Below are 16401 nucleotides of genomic sequence, written 5' to 3'. Positions count from 1 at the left end.
GCTCTATCTCGACGAGATCGCGACCCTGCCGCCGGGCACGCAATACGCCCTGCTCGACCGGCTGGAGCAGGGCGGCGCGCGGCCGCGCGTCATCGGCGGCAGCACCCGCGACCCCGGCGCGGAGGCCGAGGCGGGGCGGCTCAACCCCGAGCTTTACTGGCGGCTCGACCTGATGCGCGTCACCATCCCGGCGCTGCGTGAGCGGCCCGACGACATCCCGGTGCTGTTTCGCCACTACGTCGCGCAGGCCTGCGAGCAGGCCAACCTGCCCATGCCCGAGATCGGCCCCGAGCTGACGGCCCGGCTCATGGCGAGCGACTGGCCCGGCAATGCCCGCGCGCTGACCTCGGTGGCGATGCGGGTGGCGATGGGGCTCGACCCGGGCCTTGATGCGCCCGCCGCGACGGAGGAGGAGCCGGGCCTCGCCGAGCAGCTCGCCCGCGTCGAGCGCTCGCTGCTGATCGAGGCGCTGCGCCGGCATGGCGGCCACGCCACCCGCACCGCGGAGGCGCTCAAGCTGCCGCGCAAGACCTTCTACGACAAGCTGGCGCGCCACGAGCTGCGCGCCGAAGAGTACCGCCGCGACTGATTGTGTGGAAAACCGCACAATGTCCGGCCGGCATTGTGCGGATCGTCGCCCAACCCGCGGGGCATGGCGTGCTGCGCGTCTCAGGAAACCTCCTCAAACCCCTGATCGGTAAGGAAGTCTTGCCAATCCCCGCACTGGGCGGTTTGCCGCTTGAGCGATATCCTGCCTGCCTGTCTTCTGTGCGGCGATGAAACGACAGTCTCATGGGAGGAGACACATGAAGTACCTTTCCCTCGCCGCCACCGCCGCCGCCCTTTCGATCGCCGCGCAGGCCGCGCAGGCCGATCCGATGGGCTGCGACGACGGGGAGACCGTGGTCAAGTTCAGCCACGTCACCAACACCGACAAGCACCCCAAGGGCATCGCCGCCGAGCTTCTCAAGACCCGCGTCAACGAGGAGATGGACGGCACGATGTGCATGGAGGTCTTCCCGAACTCCACGCTCTACACCGACGAGCAGGTGATCGAGGCGATGCTGCGCGGCGACGTGCAGATGGCAGCCCCTTCGCTGTCGCTGTTCGAGAGCATCACCAAGGCCTACCGCCTGTTCGACCTGCCCTTCCTGTTCGACGACATCGAGGCGGTCGACGCGTTCCAGGCCTCCGAGGAGGGCCGCGCGATGCTCGACAAGATGCAGCGCCGCGGCGTGCAGGGCTTGGGCTTCTGGCACAACGGCATGAAGCAGATGTCGGCCAACAAGCCGCTTCTGGAGCCGTCGGACGCCGAAGGGCTGAAGTTCCGCGTGCAGCCCTCCGACGTGCTGGTCGCGCAGATGGAGGCGCTCGGCGCCAGCCCGCAGCCCATGGCCTTCGCCGAGGTCTACGGCGCGCTGCAGACCGGCGTGGTCGACGGGCAGGAGAACACCTGGTCCAACATCTATGGCCAGAAGTTCTTCGAGGTGCAGGACGGCATCACCGAGACCAACCACGGCGTGCTCGACTACATGGTCATCGCCAGCTCCGATTTCCTCGACAGCCTCGATCCCGAGGTGCGCGAGCAGCTCGTCACCATCACCGAGGAAGTGACCGCCGAGCGCAACGCCGCTGTGGCCGAAGTCGATGCCGAGGCGCGCCAGGCGATCCTCGATGCCGGCGGCGAGATCCGCGACTTGTCGGACGAGCAGCGCGCGGCCTGGGTCGAGACCATGAAGCCGGTCTGGGCCCAGTTCGAGGAGGAGGTCGGCGCCGACATGATCGAGGCCGCCCAGAACGCCGGCAAGTAAGCGAGACCGACCGGGCAGGGGCCGGGCCGCCGCCGCGCGGCCCGGCCCCTCGCATATCCGCAACACTGCAACACGAGGGGAGACGGGGGATGAACGCCGTCCATGACAGGCCCGACCGGGGCCGTTTCGCCCGCATCGTCGAGGAGTTCGAGGAAGGCACCATCGCCTTTCTGCTGGGCGCGATGACGCTGCTCACCTGCGCCAATGTCATCCTGCGCTACGGTTTCAACAGCTCGCTGATCTGGAGCCTCGAGGTGGTGCTGGTGCTGTTCGCCTGGCTGGTGCTGTTCGGCATTGCCTACGGCTTCAAGATCACCGCGCATCTGGGCGTCGACGCCGTCATCAACCTGCTGCCCGCCCGGCCGCGCCGGATCGTGGCGCTGATCGCCTGCGCCGCCTCGCTGGCCTACGGCGTGCTGCTCTTGAAGGGCGCGTGGGACTACTGGGCACCCTTCGCCGATCTGCCCAAGACCACCGGCATCTGGCTGCCCACCGGTTTCGACACCGCCGCGCGCACCACGTCGTATTTCGAGACCGACCAGATCCCGATGTTCGACTGGCTGCGCTTTCTCGAAGGCTGGATCAACTACGACGAGCGCTATTCAAAGATGCCGCGCGTCATTCCCTATCTGATCTTGCCGATCTCGGCGGTGCTGATCCTGTTCCGCCTGATCCAGGCCACCATCCGCGTCTGGAAGGGCGAAGCCGAGAGCCTGATCGTCAGCCACGAAGCCGAAGATGCGGTCGCCGACGCCGCCCATCTGAACCGGGAGATGTCCTGATCATGGAAGTCGCCTTTCTCTTCCTGATGATCGTCGGGCTCTTGCTGATCGGCGTGCCGATCGCCATCGCGCTGGGCCTGTCCTCGATCGTCTTCCAGCTCATGTTCTCCGAGACCTCGCTGGCCTCGATCGCGCAGTCGCTCTACCAGGCGATGGCGGGGCACCCCTCGCTCCTGGCCATTCCCTTCTTCATCCTCGCCTCCTCCTTCATGTCGACGGGCGGCGTGGCGCAGCGGATCATCCGCTTTGCCATCGCCTGCGTCGGCCATTTCAAGGGCGGGCTCGCCATCGCGGGCGTTCTGGCCTGCATGATGTTCGCGGCGCTTTCGGGCTCATCGCCCGCGACCGTGGTGGCCATCGGCTCCATCGTCATCGCGGCGATGCGGCAGGTGGGCTACACCCGCGAATTCGCCGCCGGTGTCATCTGCAACGCCGGCACGCTGGGCATCCTGATCCCGCCCTCGATCGTGATGGTGGTCTATGCCTCGGCCACCGATGTCTCGGTGGGGCGGATGTTCCTCGCCGGCGTGATCCCCGGCATCCTCGCCGGCGTGATGCTGATGATCACCATCTACGTGATGGCGCGGATCAAGGACATGCCCGCGGGCGACTGGCTCGGCTGGGGCGAGATCTGGGCCAGCTTCCGCGACGCCTTCTGGGGGCTGTTCCTGATCGCGATCATCATGGGCGGCATCTACGGCCACCCCTGGGTCGATTTCTCGGGCGGTTTCCCGATCGTCTGGGCGCCGGGTGCCTTCACGCCGACCGAGGCCGCCGCCGTCGCCGCCGTCTATGCCTTTCTCGTCGCGACCTTCATCTACCGCGACATGGGGCCGCTGGCGGCGAAGGAGGAAGGCGGGCGTCCGACGCCGCTCTACCGCGCGCCCTGGGCGCTGGTCACCGGCTTCGTGCATCGCGACACGCGCAAGACGCTGTTCGAGGGCGGCAAGCTGACCATCGTGCTGATGTTCATCATCGCCAACGCGCTGATCCTCAAGCACGTGCTGACCGACGAGCAGATCCCGCAGCACATCGCCGAGGCGCTGCTCGGCGCGGGGCTGGGGCCGATCACCTTCCTGATCGTGGTCAACGTGATCCTGCTGATCGGCGGCCAGTTCATGGAGCCCTCGGGGCTTCTGGTGATCGTGGCGCCTCTGGTCTTCCCGATCGCGATCGAGCTCGGCATCGACCCGATCCATCTCGGGATCATCATGGTGGTCAACATGGAGATCGGCATGATCACCCCGCCCGTGGGCCTCAACCTCTTCGTCACCTCGGGCGTGGCGGGGATGTCGGTGATGGGCGTGGTGCGCGCGGCGCTGCCCTTCCTCGCGGTCTTGTTCGTGTTCCTGCTGATCGTCACCTACGTGCCGTGGATCTCCACCGCGCTGCCCAACGCGACGATGGGGCCGGAGATCATCGTCAACTAAGGCCATGGCCCATGCGACGCAAAAAGGGCGCCCCGCGGGGCGCCCTTTTTCGTGAAGCGATGCCCGGCCGCTCAGAGCGAGGATTCGAGCGCCGAGATGATCGGCGAGAAATCGGTCGATTTCAGGCTCGCCCCGCCGACCAGCGCGCCGTCGACATTCTCGACGGCAAAGATCTCGGTGGCGTTGTCGGGCTTGACCGAGCCGCCATAGAGCAGGCGGATGCCCTCCGCCTCCTCGCCGAACCGCTCCTTGAGCTTGGCGCGCAGCGCGCCATGCACTTCGGCGATCTGCTCGGTCGAGGGCACCTTGCCGGTGCCGATGGCCCAGATCGGCTCATAGGCGACGACGGTGTTGGCGGCCGTGGCCCCCTCGGGCAGGGAGGCCGCAAGCTGGCCCGACACCACGTCGAGCGTCTCGCCCGCTTCCCGCTGCTCCATGCTTTCGCCCAGGCAGACAATGGCGGTGAGCCCGGCCTTGTGCGCGGCCTCGGCCTTGGCACGGACCATCTCGTCGGTCTCATGGTGATCGGCGCGGCGCTCGGAATGGCCGACGATCACGTAGCGCGCGCCTGCCTCCTTGAGCATCTCGGCCGAGATGTCACCGGTATGGGCGCCGCTGGCGGCGGCGTGGCAATCCTGGCCGCCAACGCGGATCGGCTGGCCGCCGAGCGAGAAGGCCATGCGCGAAACCAGCGTCGCGGGCGGGCAGACCACGATGTCGACGCGGGGGGCGGCCCACGCGATGCCCAGCGCCTCGATCTCCTTGAGATCGGCATTGGTGCCGTTCATCTTCCAGTTTCCCGCGACCAGTTTGCGACCCATGTGCCGTCCTTTCGAATGTGAAGAGTTGCGCCTGTGTAGACCAATTGCCCCTCGGGCAAAAGCCGAGGGGGCCGGCCCCTTTCGGAACCGGCCCCCTCGGGTGTTGTCAGCGGTAGCGTCAGCCGTTCTGACGCTCGGCGGCCAGCTCGCTCACATCCTTGAACTTGATCGATTCGCCGCAGCCACAGGCGTCCTCGACGTTCGGGTTGCGGAACTTGAAGCCGCTTTCGAGCAGCGAGGTCTCGTAATCGATCTCGGTGCCGAAGAGGAACATCTGCGCCATCGGCGCGATCATCACCCGCGCGCCGTCCTGCTCGACCGTCTCGTCGTTGGGGTCGGCGGCGTCGACGTAGTCCATGGTGTATTCCATGCCCGCGCAGCCGCCTTTCTTGAGACCGATGCGCAGCCCCGCATGGCCGCCCTTTTCCATCAGCCGGGCGATCTGCTTCGCGGCGGCGGGCGAGATGCTGACGGCCTGCTTGCCGGGGATCGAGAACATGCGTGCCTCCTGTTTGGGCTCACCCTCTACATAAGGGCAGGGGGCGCGCGTCTCAAGCCGGGGTCATGCCCCCTCGGCCGGCGTGGCCTGCGGAAACATCGTCCGCCCTTCTCCCTCGATTTCGGCCATCCGCTCCAGAAGCTTCTCGCGCATCGCGCAGGAGGTGGTCCAGGAGCCGTTGGCATCGGCGCAGGCGACGCAGAAGGTGACGGTCTTGCCAAAGACGTCGTGGCCGGTGGTCAGCACCATGTGGCTGTCGCGCTCGCCAAGCCCGTCGATCTCACCCGAATCGACGAATTCGTAGAAGGCGTCGCGCAGCGTGGCGACATCGGCGTCATGCGCCAGCCGGATCTCGACCTTGCGGATGATCGAGGGCTCTCGCATGGTCCAGTTCTCGAAGGGCTCGGAGGTGAACTCCGACACCGGCACCACGAGCCGCGCCCCGGTCCAGCTCCTGAGCTGGACATAGGTGAAGTTGATTCGCTCGACGTTGCACCAGTAGTCGCGAAACAGCACCGTGTCGCCGATCTTGGCCGAGCGGTTCATCGCGATCTGCAGGCTCGACAGGATGTTGCCGAGAATGTGCCGCGCGGCAAAGCCCAGAAGCAGCGTCAGCGCGCCAGCCGAGGCAAGGATCGAGACGCCCAGCGCACCGGTGAGGTTGGATTCCGCCAGCACGATGCCGCCGCCGATCAGAGTGATCAGCACGATCAGGATGCGCCGCCCGGCGGCGAGGCGGGTGGCGAGGTTGCGCCGGTTCTCCATGCTGGCGTCGAACAGCTGGTCGTCGTCGAAGGGCACGATGCGGTTGAGCACCGCATCGACGCCGTTGAGCACGAAGATCACCGCCGCGGCGGTAAAGCCCACCGCGATCAGCGGCGTCAGCACCGTGTCGATCCGGCCAGAGAAGATGAACACCGCATCGGTGAAGAGCATCACCGCCACGGTCATCACCGCGAGGATGATCGGCATGCGCGTGGCCTGCAGGATATCGGTGAGCGCGCGCGAACTGACATGGTTTGCGACCATCGCCTGCACCCGGCCGACCAGCCAGCCCGCCAGCCCGGCCAGGGCGAGCATGATCGGCAGCCCCGCCAGTTCCCACCACATCAGCCCCCAGGCCACCTCCTGCCGCCAGCTCTCGGGCAGCTCCTCCTCGATCCATGTGGGGCCGTAGAGCGCGTGCATCTGGGGAATGTTGGCCACGGTCTGACGCGAGAAGACCCAGACCGGCTCGCCGTCCGCGGGCTTCAGCCGGTTGAGCCGGATCGCCACGGGGCGGCCCGGCAGATCGACCAGGTCGATCAGGATCGAGCGCTGCACCTGTCCGGCCACGGGGTTGTCGCTGCTGCCACGGGTCTCGAGCGCATCGGGCCGTTCCAGCAGCTCGGACCAGTTGATCACCGCCTTGCGATCAAGCACCTCCACCAGATCGGCCGCGAGGCGGGGGCCCTGTTCGGGCTGTTCCTCGGGCGGTATGTCCGACAGGTCGAGCAGATGGGCCATGGTCTCGCGCGCGCCCGAGGCCTTGAGTTCGAGCAGCGCTTCCATCGAGGATTGTGGCGTCGCCCGGTCGAGCGTCTCGGGCGGCGGCCCGAGACCTTCGTTCAGGCTTTCGACCTCGAAGAAGGCAGTGCTCTCCTGCGCGGCGAGGCCGGAGGAGAGGGAGAACCAGATCAGGGCGGCGGCGATCCATCGCCATATCGGTCTGTCGAACATGTGAGCCAAACAGGCCGGGAGAGGAGCGGTTCCCCGTCGGCGCGGCGCCTATCCCGACGTATGGCCGCCGTTCCGGGCCCCGCGCAGGAAAAAGGGCGCCGCAAGGCGCCCCTCATTCCCGGCGGATGGCCGCGGGCCCTTACATGAAGCCCAGCTCCAGCCGCGCCTCGTCGGACATCATCTCCATGCCCCACTGCGGCTCCCAGACCAGATCGACGTCGACCTGCTTGACGCCGGGCACGGCGCCCACGGCATCGGCGACCCAGCCGGGCATCTCGCCCGCGACGGGGCAGCCCGGGGCCGTGAGCGACATCTTGATGCCGGTCGCGCCCTCGGCGTCGATGTGAATGGTGTAGATCAGGCCGAGGTCGTAGATGTTCACCGGGATCTCGGGGTCGTAGACCGAGCGGCAGGCCTCGACGACCTGATCGTAGAGCGGATGATCGGTCGTGGAGGGCGCGATCAGCGGCGTGCCTTCGAGTTGGGTGTCGGGCATGGGCTGTCCTTGGGCTGGAGCGGGGCGCGCTTTGGCGGCGCCGATACCTGAGCGATCATATAGGAAAAGCGAGGGGCGGGGTAAAGGGTCCAGCCTTGCGGGCGGTGCAAGGCAGGCCGGCCGACGCGCCATACGTATTTGAGAGAAAGATGAATGGGTGGCGGAAGCGCCCGGGTTGCCGATCCGGCGCGCCCTCGTGGTTCATCTTTCCTCAAATACGCAGATTCCGCCGCCGCGTCCCGCGCCACCATGGGGGCCTCAGCCCACCCGCCGCCCCTCGGCGTTGATCACCGGGGAGCCGTCCTCCTTGAAGAGCGGGCCGGGCGGCAGGCGGTCGAGCAGGTCGAGCACCACCTCGGACGGGCGGCACAGCCGCACCCCCTTGGGCGAGGCGACGATGGGCCGGTTGACCAGCACCGGATGCGCGACCATCGCGTCGAGCAGCGTCTCGTCATCCACGCCGTCCTCCAGCAGCCCCAGCTCGGCGGCGGGCGACTTGGTGGTTCTGAGCGCCTCGCGCGGGGTAAGCCCGGCGGCGGCGAAAAGGGCGAGAAGCTGCGGCCTGCTCCAGCCGGTGTCGAGATACTCGATCACCACGGGCTCGCTGCCCGAGGCGCGGATCAGCTCCAGCACGTTGCGCGAGGTGCCGCAGCCCGGGTTGTGATGGATGACGATGCTCATGCGGGTTTCTCCTGCGTGCGTTCAGGGGCGAAAAGCCACGCCGCCACCGCCACGCCGATCAGCGCGCCTGCGAGCTGCGCCACGACGAAGCCCGGAAGGTCGAAGGGGCGGATGCCCGAGAAGGTGTCGGTGAAGCTGCGCGCGATGGCGACGGCGGGGTTGGCGAAGCTCGTGGAGGCGGTGAACCAGTAGGCGGCGGTGATGTAGAGCCCCACCAGCCATGGCACCGCGGCGGGCGCCTGCCTGATACCGGCGAAGATGGTGAAGACCAGCCCGAAGGTCGCCACTGCCTCGGCCAGCCATTGCGGCCCGCCGGTGCGGATCCTGGTCGCGGTCTGCAGCAGGGCGAGATCGAACATCCCATGCGCCAGCGCGGCGCCCGCGATGCTGCCCGCCACCTGCGCGAGGATATAGGGCGCGACCTCGCTCCACGGCGCATGGCGGCGCACGGCAAAGGCCAGCGTCACCGCCGGGTTGAGATGCGCGCCCGAGAGGGGGCCGAGAATGGTGATCAGCACCACGAGGATCGCCCCCGTGGGCAGGGTGTTGGCCAAAAGCGCGAGCGCGACGTCATCGGTGAGGCTTTCGGCCATGATGCCCGAGCCGACCACGGCGCAGACGAGAAGGCCGGTGCCCAGCCCTTCGGCGAAAAGACGGCGCGACAGGCTCATGCGCCACCCTCGGCCGGGGCGCATAGCTCGGGGCGACCGCCGCAGCAATCCTCCACGAGGAAATCAATGAGCGCGCCGACGCGCCCCATGGCGGCGAAGTAGCGGATCGATCGGCCCTCGCGGCGGCTTTCCACCAGCCCCGCGCCGTGCAGCACCGAAAGATTGGCGGACATGGTGTTCTGCCGTGCGGCCAGCGCCTGCGCGATCTCGCCCGCCGCCATGCCCTCCGGTCCCGCCTTCACCAGCAGGCGAAAGGCATCGAGCCGCGAAGGCTGGGCGAGGGCCGCGAAGGCGGTGATGGCGTCGGTTTGTTCCATGTATCCCGAATTATCGATATGGTTCGTCCCGGTCAAGCCATGCCGATTGCGCGGCGCGGCATTGGGCGCTATCGGCTGGGGCATGAGCTTTTCCTTTTCCCTGAACGCCAAAGACGGCGCCGCCCGCACCGGGGTCATCTCCACCCCGCGTGGCGAGATCCGCACGCCCGCCTTCATGCCCGTGGGCACCGCCGCCACGGTCAAGGCGATGATGCCCGAAAGCGTGCGCCAGACCGGCGCCGATATCCTTCTGGGCAACACCTACCACCTGATGCTGCGCCCGACGGCCGAGCGGATCGACCGGCTCGGCGGCTTGCACAGGTTCATGAACTGGGAGCGGCCGATCCTCACGGATTCGGGCGGTTTCCAGGTGATGAGCCTCGCGAGCCTGCGCAAGCTCACCGAGAAGGGCGTGACCTTCAAGAGCCACATCGACGGCTCCAAGCACGAGATCACGCCAGAACGCTCGATGGAGATCCAGAAGCTCCTGGGGTCCGACATCGTCATGGCCTTTGACGAATGCCCGGCGCTGCCCGCCGACCGCGAGCGCATCGCGGAGTCCATGCGCCTGTCGATGCGCTGGGCGCAGCGCTCGCGCGACGCCTTCGGCGACCGGCCCGGCCACGCGCTCTTCGGCATCCAGCAGGGCGGGCTCGAGCGTGACCTGCGCAAGGAAAGCGCCGAAAAGCTGCGCGAGATCGGCTTCGAGGGCTACGCCGTGGGCGGCCTCGCCGTGGGCGAGGGGCAGGAGGCGATGTTCGGCTGCCTCGACTACGCGCCTGCGCAGCTGCCCGAGGACAAGCCGCGCTATCTCATGGGGGTGGGCAAGCCCGACGACATCGTCGGCGCGGTCAAGCGCGGCATCGACATGATGGATTGCGTGCTGCCCTCGCGCTCGGGGCGCACCGGGCAGGCCTGGACCCGGCGCGGGCAGGTCAACCTGCGCAACGCGCGTCATGCCGACGACCCGCGCCCGCTCGACGAGGCCTGCAGCTGCCCGGCCTGCGCCAACTATTCCCGCGCCTATCTGCACCACGTCGTGCGCTCACAGGAAATGATCGCCGGCATGCTGCTGACATGGCACAACCTGCACTATTACCAGGAGCTGATGGGCGAGATGCGCGCGGCCATCGCAGATCAGGATTTCGCGGGATTCGAGGCGCGGTTTCATGCGGCCCGCGCCGAGGGCGATATCGAGCGGCTCTGAGCCGGCGGCGGGATCCGCGTATTTTCAGAAGGATGAACGGGGGCGGCGCCGGTGCGGCGCCGGTTCCCGTCACGGCAGTGCGCGAGCGCACACGCGTTTCGCATCGCCCCGCCTTGCGGCAGCGCGGCGACGGCATATCTCGGCTCCAACCTTTTCGGAGAGGACCGAAGAATGACCGACAAGCTGTTCACCCCCGGCAAGCTGGGCGATGTCGAGCTGAAGAACCGCGTGCTAATGGCGCCGCTGACCCGCAACCGGGCCAGCAAGAAGGACGACGCCCCCTATGACATCCATGCCGAATACTACCGCCAGCGCGCGGGCGCCGGGATGATCATTTCGGAGGCCACGCAGATCACCCCCGAGGGCAAGGGCTACATCCAGACGCCCGGCATCTACAGCCGCGAGCAAATCGACGGCTGGAAGAAGGTCGTGGGCGCCGTGCATGGCGAAGGCGGCAAGATCGCGCTGCAGCTGTGGCACGTGGGTCGGATCAGCCATGTCTCTTTGCAGGAAGGCGGGCAAAAGCCGGTCGCGCCCTCGGCGATCAAGGCCGAGGCCCAGACCGTGACCGAGGAAGGCTTCGTCGATGTCTCCGAGCCGCGCGCGCTCGAGACGGACGAGATGCCGCGCGTGGTCGAGGATTACCGCCGCGCAGCCGAGAACGCCAAGGAGGCGGGCTTCGACATGGTCGAGATCCACGCCGCCAATGGCTACCTGCTCGACCAGTTCATCCGCGATGGCGCCAACGCGCGCGATGATGCCTATGGCGGCAGCCCGGAGAACCGCGCGCGGCTGGTGCTCGAGGTGGTCGATGCCGTGGTCGAGGTCTACGGCGCGGGGCGCACCGGCATCCGCCTGTCGCCGCTGATCGAGGTGGCGGGGCTCACCGACAGCGACCCGATGACCGTCTATGGCTATCTGATCCCCGAACTGAGCCGCCGCGGCCTTGCCTATCTCCACATGGTCGAGCCGGGCACGCAGGGCGACATGGATCAGGATCTCGGCCACAAGACCGCTCAGCTGCGTGAGCTGTTCGATGGCGCCTATATCGCCAATGCGGGCTACGGGCGCGATACCGCGATCCGCGTGGTCGAGAGCGGGCAGGCCGATTTCGTGGCCTTCGGGCGGCCCTATATCGCCAACCCCGACCTCGCGCAGCGGCTCGAGGCGGATGCGCCGCTGAACGAGGGCGACCAGTCGACCTATTATGGCGGCGGCGTCGAGGGCTATCTCGATTACCCGACGCTCGAGGAGCAGAAGGCCGCCTGACGAACGGGCCGGGCAGGGCATCCCGCCTTGCCCACCCCCGCCCGGACGGGCACATTGCCGCGAGAGCCGCGCGACACGCGCTTGAACTGGCCGGTGCGTTCACCCAAGTAACACCCCGGACAGGAGATGGTCATATGGTTGCCGCACAGCGGGGCCAGACCGTCTTGCCAAGAACAAGGATACAAAGAGCATGCAAGAGCCCCTCAGCCCCTCCTACCCGGTGCTGCCTCTGCGCGACATCGTGGTGTTCCCGCACATGATCGTGCCGCTGTTCGTGGGCCGCGAAAAATCGGTGCGCGCGCTCGAAGAGGTCATGGCGGACGACAAGCAGATCCTGCTGTCGAGCCAGGTCGATCCCGGCGTCGACGATCCCACCTCCGAAGGCATCTACAAGGCCGGCGTCCTCGCCAATGTGCTGCAGCTGCTGAAACTGCCCGACGGCACCGTGAAGGTGCTGGTCGAGGGCAAGTCACGCGTGCGCATCGCCGAATTCGTCGAGAACGACAGCTTCTTCGAGGCGAAGGCCGAATACCTGACCGAGATGCCCGGCGACCGCGACATCGTGGCCGCGCTGGTGCAAAGCGTCGCGCAGGAATTCGAGCGCTATTCCAAGATCCGCAAGAACATCCCCGAGGAGGCGCTCTCGGCCGTCACCGAGGCGACCGATCCCGCCAAGCTTGCCGACCTCGTCGCGGGTCACTTGGGCATCGACGTGAAGCAAAAGCAGGATCTTCTGGAGACGCTCGACGTCGCGCAGCGGCTCGAAAAGGTCTACGGGCTGATGCAGGGCGAGATGTCGGTCCTGCAGGTCGAGAAGAAGATCAAGACCCGCGTCAAATCCCAGATGGAGAAGACCCAGCGCGAATATTACCTGAATGAGCAGATGAAGGCCATTCAGAAGGAGCTGGGCGACGGCGAGGAGGGCGAAGGCGAGGTCGCCGAGCTCGAGAAGCGCATCGAGGAGACCAAGCTCTCCGACGAGGCGCGCGAAAAGGCGCAGGCCGAGATCAAGAAGCTCAAGAACATGAGCCCGATGTCGGCCGAGGCGACGGTCGTGCGCAACTACCTCGACTGGCTGCTCTCGATCCCGTGGAACGCGCCCTCGCGCACCAAGAAGGATCTGAACCACGCCCAGAAGGTGCTCGACGACGACCACTTCGGCCTCGAGAAGGTCAAGGAGCGGATCGTCGAGTATCTCGCCGTGCAGCAGCGCTCCAAGAAGCTGAAGGGGCCGATCATGTGCCTCGTCGGCCCTCCGGGCGTCGGCAAGACCAGCCTTGGCAAATCGGTCGCCAAGTCGACGGGGCGCGAGTTCATCCGCATCTCGCTCGGCGGCGTGCGTGACGAGTCCGAGATCCGCGGCCACCGCCGGACCTATATCGGCTCCATGCCCGGCAAGATCATCCAGGCGCTGAAGAAGGCCAAGACCTCGAACCCGCTGATCCTCCTCGACGAGATCGACAAGATGGGTCAGGACTTCCGCGGCGATCCGGCAAGCGCGATGCTCGAGGTGCTCGACCCCGAACAGAACGGCACCTTCGTCGACCATTACCTCGAGGTGGAATACGACCTCAGCAACGTGATGTTCCTGACCACGGCGAACTCCTACAACATGCCGGGGCCGCTTCTGGACCGGATGGAGATCATCAGCCTCGCGGGCTACACCGAGGAAGAAAAGCGCGAGATCGCGCGCCAGCACCTGCTGCCCAAGGTCCTGAAGAACCACGGGCTGAAGGAAAAGGAGTTCACCATCGACGACGCGGCGCTCACCGAGATGGTGCGCACCTATACCCGCGAAGCCGGTGTGCGGAACCTCGAGCGCGAACTGTCCAAGATCGCCCGCAAGGCGGTCACCCGGATCGTGCGCAAGGAGGTCACTTCGGTCGAGGTGACGCCTGCGAACCTCGACGACTTCCTCGGCGTGAAGCAGTTTCGCTACGGGCTGGCCGAGAAGGAGGATCAGGTGGGCGTGGTCACGGGTCTGGCCTGGACCTCCGTGGGCGGCGATCTGTTGCACATCGAGGCGCTCAAGCTGCCGGGCAAGGGCCGGATGAAGACAACCGGCAAGCTCGGCGACGTGATGAAGGAATCGATCGACGCCGCCTCGAGCTACGTGCGCTCCATCGCGCCGCAGATCGGGGTGAAGCCGCCGCGCTTCGACCGCATGGACATCCACGTCCACGTGCCCGATGGCGCGACGCCGAAAGACGGCCCTTCGGCCGGTCTCGCCATGGTGACCTCGATCGTTTCGGTGCTCACCGGCATCCCGATCCGCAAGGACATCGCCATGACCGGTGAAGTCTCCCTGCGCGGCAATGCCATGCCGATCGGCGGGCTGAAGGAGAAGCTGCTCGCGGCCCTCAGGGGCGGCATCAAGACGGTGTTGATCCCCGAGGAGAACGAGAAGGATCTCGCCGAGATCCCCGACGTGGTGAAGGACAACCTGAAGATCATTCCGGTCACCCATGTCTCCGAGGTTCTGGAGCACGCGCTGGTGCGCAAGCCCGAGCCGATCGAGTGGGACGAGGAGGCGGAGGAAGCCGCCGCCGCCGCCCGCGCGCTTGAGAGCCGCGACAGCGGATCGGGCGCCACGGCGCATCACTGACGATCGCGAAGGGCGCCCTGCGGGGCGCCCTTTTCGCATTTGCACGAAAATGCCGCGAGGGAGGTCTTGCGCCCTGCGGCGGCTGGCGCTAAACGACGCGCCAACGGGTGATTAGCTCAGTGGTAGAGCGCTTCGTTCACATCGAAGATGTCAGGGGTTCAAATCCCTTATCACCCACCATGATACGGAAGGCGCGCCCCGAGGGGCGCGCCTTTTGCGTCTTGCTCCTTACGCTTGGGGCATCTGCCGCAGCACCGCCCGCATCAGCCGGGCCGAGTTCGCCGCCGCGACCGACATGAAGGCCGCGATCTCGTTTTCGCCACCGCCGCCGCCCGCGAGGTCCGACAGCGAGCGGAAGGCGATGAAGGGCACGTCGTTGGCATAGGCCACCTGCGCGACGCTGGCGCTTTCCATGTCGAGCACCTTTGCCTCGAAGGCGGCGAAGGCGTGATCGCGAAAGCCCGCGTTGTCCATGAAGACCGGCCCCGAGACGCCGTTGCCGCCGACCATCACCTTCGGCGGCAACGCCCCGCCCGCGTGGTCGAGCTTCAGCCCCTCGGCCGCCAGGCGCGCGATGTCGAGCAGCGCGGGGTCGCTGTCGAACCAGAACCGGCTTTCGGGTGCCTCGCCATCGGGCGGCACGATATCGACGCCGCGGGTGTGGATCATGCCGTAGTTCGCGACCGCGCCATCCATCCAGCCGGGCAGGGCGTAGCCCTGCGGCGTCTCGCGCGCGAAGGCGCCTTCGAGGTAATGCGCCCAGCGCTCGGCCACCACCACGTCGCCGATGCCAAGCTCCGGGTCGACGCCGCCCGCGATGCCCGAGAACAGCACGGCGGTGACGTCGAAATGATCGAGCGCGGCCTGCGTCGTCATCGCGGCGTTGACCGTCGAGATGCCCGACAGGAACATCACCACCTCGCGCCCTTCGAGCCGGCCGGTCATGTAATGCGCCGGGCCGATGCGCCGGGTCTCGGCCCCGTCCAGCGCGGTTTCGAGAATCGCGATCTCCGGCGCAAAGGCCGAGATCACCGCGATTCGCGGGCGCCCGTCGGGGGGCAGGTCGGTCTGGCGCTGCCTCCGCGGGGCGGTGGCTGGGCCAAGGGGAAACTGGGTCATGCGTTCTCCGGGTCGATGGGCTCGTCCCGTGCTACGGCGCAGGGGCGGCGCGCGTCCAGTGGCCGCGCGCCGCGCAGCTCAAAACAGCCGTCCCCCGGGCCCCGCCACGGGCGGGCAGGGATCGGCATCGGGCTCAAGCCCGAGGTCGCGCGCAAGATGGCCATTGGCCCGCAGGTCGCGCAGCCGGAGCAGTTGCTCCGCGTGACGCATGGATTGCAGCTCCTCGCACAGCGCATCGTCGAGCGGGCTGTGGCGGCGGCCCCGGGGGGCAAGCCGCGCGGCAAGACGGCGCAGGGCACGAAGGGGATGCGGCGGGCGGGGCAGGGTGATGCTCATGGTCTTCGGCTCCTCGGGGCTTGTGATTCCGATAGGGAGCCCTCAATCTGCGCCCTCAAGTAAGGTTGAGGTCAAGCGCCATGTCGAAAATGCCGTTGCCATCGGATCTCAGCGTCGGACAGCTTGCCACGCGGGCGGGCGTGCCGGTCTCGACGCTGCATTTCTACGAGGCCGAAGGCCTGATCCAGAGCTGGCGCAACCCGGCCAACCATCGCCGCTACGACCGGCGCGAGCTGCGGCGCGTGGCGATCATCCGGGTGGCGCAATCGGTGGGGGTGGCCCTGTCGGAGATCCGCGAGGTGCTCGACCGGCTGCCGCGCGACCGCGCCGTTTCGGCGCGCGACTGGGCCGAGGCGGCCGCGCCATGGCGCGAGATGCTGGACGAGCGGATCGCGCTGATGACCCGGCTGCGCGACCAGATGGGGCATTGCATGGGCTGCGGCTGCCTCTCGGTCGAGGCCTGCCCGCTCTACAACGCCGAGGATCGGCTGGGCCGTACGGGTCCCGGCCCGCGCCGCTGGATCGGCAGCCCGGAGGAGCGCGCGTGACCGCCCCCGAGATCTACGTGATGCGGCACGGCGAGACCGAGTGGAACCGCGCGCGCCGGATGCAGGGCGGCTTCGATTCGGCGCTGACCG

At 67.4% G+C, this 16401-nt stretch carries 18 protein-coding genes and 1 tRNA gene; 10 read left to right on the top strand and 9 right to left on the bottom strand.

Going from position 1 to position 16401, the window contains the following annotated elements; translation table 11 throughout:
* The 4 genes from NHG85_RS11215 to NHG85_RS11200 all read left to right on the top strand — a co-directional run.
* Positions 1 to 589: sigma-54-dependent transcriptional regulator (locus NHG85_RS11215; RefSeq protein WP_305884599.1), on the top strand; the 589-nt coding region annotated here is incomplete at its 5' end.
* A 217-nt stretch (positions 590 to 806) separates the two neighbouring features.
* Positions 807 to 1811, top strand: a complete 1005-nt coding sequence (locus NHG85_RS11210) for a DctP family TRAP transporter solute-binding subunit (protein ID WP_253332410.1) — start codon at positions 807 to 809, stop codon at positions 1809 to 1811.
* 89 nt (positions 1812 to 1900) lie between these two features.
* Entirely contained in the window at positions 1901 to 2593 is a 693-nt protein-coding gene (locus tag NHG85_RS11205) for a TRAP transporter small permease (RefSeq protein ID WP_253332408.1), read from the top strand.
* A gap of 2 nt (positions 2594 to 2595) precedes the next feature.
* Positions 2596 to 4023 (top strand): TRAP transporter large permease, encoded by a 1428-nt coding sequence (locus NHG85_RS11200; RefSeq protein ID WP_253332406.1) that lies wholly within the window; start codon positions 2596 to 2598, stop codon positions 4021 to 4023.
* Positions 4024 to 4094: 71 nt separating this feature from the next.
* On the opposite strand, the gene tpiA is transcribed toward NHG85_RS11200, so the two are convergent.
* The 7 genes from tpiA to NHG85_RS11165 all read right to left on the bottom strand — a co-directional run bounded on the left by tpiA (position 4095) and on the right by NHG85_RS11165 (position 9227).
* Positions 4095 to 4844, bottom strand: a complete 750-nt coding sequence (gene tpiA / locus NHG85_RS11195) for a triose-phosphate isomerase (protein WP_253332404.1) — start codon at positions 4842 to 4844, stop codon at positions 4095 to 4097.
* Between the two features lie 118 nt (positions 4845 to 4962).
* The gene (locus NHG85_RS11190) at positions 4963 to 5343 is read right to left on the bottom strand and encodes a HesB/IscA family protein (RefSeq protein WP_253332402.1); all 381 of its coding nucleotides are present in this window, start codon (positions 5341 to 5343) and stop codon (positions 4963 to 4965) included.
* A gap of 63 nt (positions 5344 to 5406) precedes the next feature.
* Positions 5407 to 7062, bottom strand: coding sequence for a mechanosensitive ion channel family protein (locus NHG85_RS11185; RefSeq protein ID WP_253332400.1), 1656 nt, complete (start codon positions 7060 to 7062; stop codon positions 5407 to 5409).
* Between the two features lie 139 nt (positions 7063 to 7201).
* Positions 7202 to 7558, bottom strand: a complete 357-nt coding sequence (locus NHG85_RS11180; RefSeq protein ID WP_253332399.1) for an SUF system Fe-S cluster assembly protein — start codon at positions 7556 to 7558, stop codon at positions 7202 to 7204.
* A 258-nt stretch (positions 7559 to 7816) separates the two neighbouring features.
* Entirely contained in the window at positions 7817 to 8239 is a 423-nt protein-coding gene (gene arsC / locus NHG85_RS11175) for an arsenate reductase (glutaredoxin) (protein WP_253332397.1), read from the bottom strand.
* Positions 8236 to 8910: an MIP/aquaporin family protein gene (locus NHG85_RS11170; protein WP_253332395.1), complete on the bottom strand. Its 675-nt coding sequence runs from the start codon at positions 8908 to 8910 to the stop codon at positions 8236 to 8238. The genes arsC and NHG85_RS11170 overlap by 4 nt, the downstream gene beginning before the upstream one ends.
* Positions 8907 to 9227: an ArsR/SmtB family transcription factor gene (locus tag NHG85_RS11165; RefSeq protein ID WP_253332393.1), complete on the bottom strand. Its 321-nt coding sequence runs from the start codon at positions 9225 to 9227 to the stop codon at positions 8907 to 8909. The genes NHG85_RS11170 and NHG85_RS11165 overlap by 4 nt, the downstream gene beginning before the upstream one ends.
* Before the next feature lie 82 nt (positions 9228 to 9309).
* Between NHG85_RS11165 and tgt the strand changes: the two genes are divergently transcribed.
* From tgt to NHG85_RS11145, 4 genes are all read left to right on the top strand, one after another.
* A complete protein-coding gene (gene tgt / locus NHG85_RS11160; RefSeq protein WP_253332391.1) occupies positions 9310 to 10434 on the top strand; it encodes a tRNA guanosine(34) transglycosylase Tgt in 1125 nt (374 codons plus the stop codon).
* Positions 10435 to 10605: 171 nt separating this feature from the next.
* A complete protein-coding gene (locus NHG85_RS11155) occupies positions 10606 to 11703 on the top strand; it encodes an alkene reductase (RefSeq protein ID WP_253332389.1) in 1098 nt (365 codons plus the stop codon).
* A gap of 190 nt (positions 11704 to 11893) precedes the next feature.
* Positions 11894 to 14308, top strand: a complete 2415-nt coding sequence (gene lon / locus NHG85_RS11150; RefSeq protein WP_253332387.1) for an endopeptidase La — start codon at positions 11894 to 11896, stop codon at positions 14306 to 14308.
* A 105-nt stretch (positions 14309 to 14413) separates the two neighbouring features.
* Positions 14414 to 14488, top strand: a tRNA-Val gene (locus NHG85_RS11145).
* A gap of 48 nt (positions 14489 to 14536) precedes the next feature.
* Here the strand turns inward: NHG85_RS11145 and NHG85_RS11140 are convergent.
* Positions 14537 to 15427, bottom strand: a complete 891-nt coding sequence (locus NHG85_RS11140; RefSeq protein ID WP_253332385.1) for a 5'-methylthioadenosine/S-adenosylhomocysteine nucleosidase — start codon at positions 15425 to 15427, stop codon at positions 14537 to 14539.
* Positions 15428 to 15505: 78 nt separating this feature from the next.
* Positions 15506 to 15763, bottom strand: a complete 258-nt coding sequence (locus tag NHG85_RS11135) for a hypothetical protein (protein WP_253332383.1) — start codon at positions 15761 to 15763, stop codon at positions 15506 to 15508.
* An 80-nt stretch (positions 15764 to 15843) separates the two neighbouring features.
* Here NHG85_RS11135 and soxR point away from each other — a divergent pair, with 80 nt between their 5' ends.
* Positions 15844 to 16311, top strand: coding sequence for a redox-sensitive transcriptional activator SoxR (soxR, locus tag NHG85_RS11130; RefSeq protein WP_253332381.1), 468 nt, complete (start codon positions 15844 to 15846; stop codon positions 16309 to 16311).
* Positions 16312 to 16331: 20 nt separating this feature from the next.
* A partial coding sequence (locus NHG85_RS11125) for a histidine phosphatase family protein (protein WP_253332412.1) occupies positions 16332 to 16401 on the top strand: 70 nt, incomplete at its 3' end.

This window comes from Limimaricola litoreus (assembly GCF_024159025.1).
Taxonomy (GTDB): Bacteria; Pseudomonadota; Alphaproteobacteria; order Rhodobacterales; family Rhodobacteraceae; genus Limimaricola; species Limimaricola litoreus.
Note: the sequence above shows the minus strand (reverse complement) of the source record. Positions and strands in the feature narration are given on the sequence as shown.

Excerpts from the sequence above, each read along its gene's own strand:
- NHG85_RS11210 (WP_253332410.1), top strand. The coding sequence starts at position 807 with ATGAAGTACCTTTCCCTCGCCGCCACCGCCGCCGCCCTTTCGATCGCC.
- NHG85_RS11205 (WP_253332408.1), top strand. The coding sequence starts at position 1,901 with ATGAACGCCGTCCATGACAGGCCCGACCGGGGCCGTTTCGCCCGCATC.
- NHG85_RS11200 (WP_253332406.1), top strand. The coding sequence starts at position 2,596 with ATGGAAGTCGCCTTTCTCTTCCTGATGATCGTCGGGCTCTTGCTGATC.
- tpiA (WP_253332404.1), bottom strand. The coding sequence starts at position 4,844 with ATGGGTCGCAAACTGGTCGCGGGAAACTGGAAGATGAACGGCACCAAT.
- NHG85_RS11190 (WP_253332402.1), bottom strand. The coding sequence starts at position 5,343 with ATGTTCTCGATCCCCGGCAAGCAGGCCGTCAGCATCTCGCCCGCCGCC.
- NHG85_RS11185 (WP_253332400.1), bottom strand. The coding sequence starts at position 7,062 with ATGTTCGACAGACCGATATGGCGATGGATCGCCGCCGCCCTGATCTGG.
- NHG85_RS11180 (WP_253332399.1), bottom strand. The coding sequence starts at position 7,558 with ATGCCCGACACCCAACTCGAAGGCACGCCGCTGATCGCGCCCTCCACG.
- arsC (WP_253332397.1), bottom strand. The coding sequence starts at position 8,239 with ATGAGCATCGTCATCCATCACAACCCGGGCTGCGGCACCTCGCGCAAC.
- NHG85_RS11170 (WP_253332395.1), bottom strand. The coding sequence starts at position 8,910 with ATGAGCCTGTCGCGCCGTCTTTTCGCCGAAGGGCTGGGCACCGGCCTT.
- NHG85_RS11165 (WP_253332393.1), bottom strand. The coding sequence starts at position 9,227 with ATGGAACAAACCGACGCCATCACCGCCTTCGCGGCCCTCGCCCAGCCT.
- tgt (WP_253332391.1), top strand. The coding sequence starts at position 9,310 with ATGAGCTTTTCCTTTTCCCTGAACGCCAAAGACGGCGCCGCCCGCACC.
- NHG85_RS11155 (WP_253332389.1), top strand. The coding sequence starts at position 10,606 with ATGACCGACAAGCTGTTCACCCCCGGCAAGCTGGGCGATGTCGAGCTG.
- lon (WP_253332387.1), top strand. The coding sequence starts at position 11,894 with ATGCAAGAGCCCCTCAGCCCCTCCTACCCGGTGCTGCCTCTGCGCGAC.
- NHG85_RS11140 (WP_253332385.1), bottom strand. The coding sequence starts at position 15,427 with ATGACCCAGTTTCCCCTTGGCCCAGCCACCGCCCCGCGGAGGCAGCGC.
- NHG85_RS11135 (WP_253332383.1), bottom strand. The coding sequence starts at position 15,763 with ATGAGCATCACCCTGCCCCGCCCGCCGCATCCCCTTCGTGCCCTGCGC.
- soxR (WP_253332381.1), top strand. The coding sequence starts at position 15,844 with ATGTCGAAAATGCCGTTGCCATCGGATCTCAGCGTCGGACAGCTTGCC.